Annotated in this window: 3 protein-coding genes and 1 pseudogene; 1 reads left to right on the forward strand and 3 read right to left on the reverse strand. The window is 52.1% G+C overall.

Features of this window, described 5'->3' with window-relative positions; translation table 11 throughout:
- Nucleotides 1–63: 63 nt before the first annotated feature.
- The 3 genes and pseudogenes from H6F43_RS12105 to H6F43_RS12115 form a co-directional block, all read right to left on the reverse strand.
- Nucleotides 64–1350 carry a TIGR04283 family arsenosugar biosynthesis glycosyltransferase gene (locus H6F43_RS12105; RefSeq protein ID WP_190343012.1) on the reverse strand — a complete coding sequence of 429 codons (1287 nt, stop codon included), beginning with the start codon at nucleotides 1348–1350 and terminating at the stop codon, nucleotides 64–66.
- A 172-nt stretch (nucleotides 1351–1522) separates the two neighbouring features.
- A pseudogene (locus tag H6F43_RS22705) lies at nucleotides 1523–1639 on the reverse strand (arsenical resistance protein ArsH); the annotation flags it as partial.
- 291 nt (nucleotides 1640–1930) lie between these two features.
- Complete coding sequence (locus tag H6F43_RS12115; RefSeq protein ID WP_190343013.1) at nucleotides 1931–2248, reverse strand: metalloregulator ArsR/SmtB family transcription factor; 318 nt, start codon at nucleotides 2246–2248, stop codon at nucleotides 1931–1933.
- A gap of 302 nt (nucleotides 2249–2550) precedes the next feature.
- On the opposite strand from H6F43_RS12115, the gene H6F43_RS12120 reads away from it, so the two are divergent.
- Nucleotides 2551–3017 (forward strand): FAD-dependent oxidoreductase (locus H6F43_RS12120; RefSeq protein ID WP_190343014.1); only part of this gene is annotated, 467 nt, incomplete at its 3' end.

Here is a 3017-nt window from a genome sequence, read left to right on the forward strand (position 1 = left end):
ATGCAGAAACGACCTCTGCCGCATTGACTCAGTGAGAGTGACCTAGTAAAACTGGCTGTTGGCCTATTTATCTCGATACCACCGCGCAATACGATCGGGCGAAACGCCCAGGAGGTAGGCAGCAATTGCCAGTTGGTTGATCAGAGTGGTTTTGAGGACGCCGAGTTTTTGCCAGCGACGACCCGATGTAAGCACTGCCGCTGGAACGATCGCAACCCTCCCCAACCGCCGCAGGCGACACACTAACTCAAAGTCCTCCATGATTGGCAACTCAGGAAAGCCGCCTAGCTTACGGAACGTCTCAGCTCTCAGGAAAATTCCCTGATCGCCGTAGGGCAGCTGCAAGCGACGCGATCGTACATTCACGCCCCACTCCACGAGTCGCAGTCCGGCTACAGTACCGCTAATTGCTAACTCAAACGCACCTACAATGACTGAAGGATGATTAAGGGTTTGACGGATTCGACGATCGAAGCCCTTGGGTAAATGGGTGTCGCTGTGGAGAAACAGCAAGATTTCGCCGCTGGCAACGCGCGCACCTGCATTCATCTGGATAGCGCGACCCGGCGAAGCCCTGACTACTCGGACACCTTGCGCTTGAGCAATCGCGATCGTCTCATCGTGGCTTCCTCCATCCGCGACCACAATTTCGACATTGCTGCTGTGTTGAACTGAACGTAGAGTTTTTGCTAAGATTTTCACCTCGTTCAGCGTTGGAATAATCACAGAGATTTTTCGCTGTGCCTGCTCCCACGTCGGCAGGTCTTGTGGATAATCCACATCCGAGAGCGTCGGCAGACCGTCGAGGTCCAGCGACAGCCCAAGGCGCTGGGCGATCGCTACCGTCCTTTGCCACACCTCTGCCGTGCTCCATGGAATTTCTACAAACAGTTCTGGAACGAGTTTCCGCAGCCCGATCAGGTAGTAACCACCGTCCTCTGCTGGTCCCAGTGCTAAATCGCGCTGTTGAAGCGCGTCAAAGGCGGTGTCTAGCAGCGCAGCGTCCAAGTACGGACAGTCGGTGCCAACCACCACTACAGATTGGCTTCCCTGATTGAGCGCAGCGTCGAACGCGCGCGTGAGTCGATCGCCTAAATCGCCTTCACCCTGCGGCTCATAGCTAATGTCGTCGCCCAACCAAGCTCGCATATCGGCAGCGTCACCGCCTGTAAACCGAATCTCGATCGTGATTGAGCGAGCAGAGCGGAGCGATCGGGCTTGTGCCAGCGTGTGCTGCGTCATTTGCCGATGCAGGTCTGCGGCACCTTCTGCCCCCAATGCCGGAATCAAGCGGGTTTTTGCCGTCCCCGGCTTGGGATAGCGCGTAAAAATAATTAACTGTTCTAGCAAACTCAACGCTCAATCCCGAGTTTCTAACGTCAGGGCTACCAGAAACCAATGAAGGACCGGAGCTTTGGACCAGTTTACTAGCTGATGCTGACGGCGAACTAAAAACAGCCTTAAGGATTTGAATTAGGGTCAACTTCTATCGCGGCGGTGCTTGTGCCAATTCCAGTGATCTGCCGTGCATTTCTAGACCAGACCAGACCTGCCCTTCCGACCACGGACTTAACTGCCGTAGCTCTTGCACTTTGGGATAAGTATCAGGCACACTGCCGTAAATGGGTAGTTCACTAGGTCCTTCCTAATTCGAAATTGACAACAGAGTAAACAGCAGTGGTGCTATTTCTTAGTCAGAAATCAGCACTAAATGATTCCTAGATGATTAATTGATATGACGACAGGGAATAGTCAGTGCTTTTAGCGGTTTTATTAACTTTGAAAGTCGCTTTGACTGCAACGCCATGCTGAATCTACAGACCAATATCTCCATTATTTCAAGAAAATTTGATCTGTCAATGCAGAAAAATTGAGTTTACAGCAGGAATACGGAAAAATTATTGATGTATCTTCTTAAGAAGTCAGAGTTTCAATCTTCGCAGGGGCGAGCAGGCAGCATCGTACTGAAGCGGCGATACTCCGCCAAGTATTGCTCTAACACCACGAACTGAGGCAGATTTAGACTGTAGTAAATCCAGCGACCCTCATGGCGTGCGCGCACTAGCTCCGCCTCTTTCAGTGTTTTCAAATGAAACGATAGCTTTGACTGGCTGACATCGAGACGCTCACATAGTTCACACACACAAAGCTCCTGCTGTTGCAGTAATTCCAGCACCTTCAGCCGCAATGGCTCAGACAATGCATGAAATCCAGCAACGATCAAGGCGGGTATCGCAGTTTGTACCATCAATTTTATTTGAAATACTACTCGGATTCTAACAGCAGGACGAGACATTTTCGGGAGCACGACCGCTCTCGATCGCGGCGATCGTTTTCGACATGCTGAATTCCTTAGTCTTTAGCGGGCGTCACAATTTCTGCCATGCCAATTTCTCTCAACACTGCACACTGGGTTTAGAGCGTTGAAGCTAGTCTAGCGACTGTGCAGCTGGAATTCTGTGCAGCTAGAATTCTGTGCAACCTTGGAGAAATAGTTGCACTGACGAGCAGGTTATACTGAGCGGTTGCGGAGTCGAGACGGAAGTTGCTATGCAGATGTTTGATGTTGTGGTTGTGGGCGGCGGTCCAGCGGGTGGACAATGCGCCCGCGAGTTGGCGAAGCGGGGTCGATCGGTGCTACTGGTCGAGCGCCACAAGGATTTCATGATCAACAGTTTCTCCAGTGCTGGCACGCCGATCGAAGCCCTACAGACCTTCGACCTGCCCGAAATCGTAATCGGCAGCTATTGGAATGCTCTGCGCATTATCACGTCTAACCAATCGGGAGTGTGGGAGTCGGAGTCCCCACAAGGTGCTGTGTTGGATTTCTCAAAGTTGCGAGACTTTTTGGCAGCCGAAACGCGATCGCATGGCGGCGAGGTGTGGATGGGCTACCGCTACGCCAGTCATCAATCTGCTGAGGGTAAAACGCTCGTATCGCTACGCCAAACGGCGACAAATGACGAAACGATCGTCAGCACCAGCGTTTTGGTCGATGCAACCGGACCTGCCAGAGC

The organism is Leptolyngbya sp. FACHB-36 (assembly GCF_014695955.1).
Lineage (GTDB): Bacteria > Cyanobacteriota > Cyanobacteriia > Leptolyngbyales > Leptolyngbyaceae > FACHB-36.

What these genes read in the sequence shown, in the direction of transcription:
- H6F43_RS12115 (WP_190343013.1), bottom strand. Translation starts at nt 2,248, where the DNA reads ATGGTACAAACTGCGATACCCGCCTTGATCGTTGCTGGATTTCATGCA.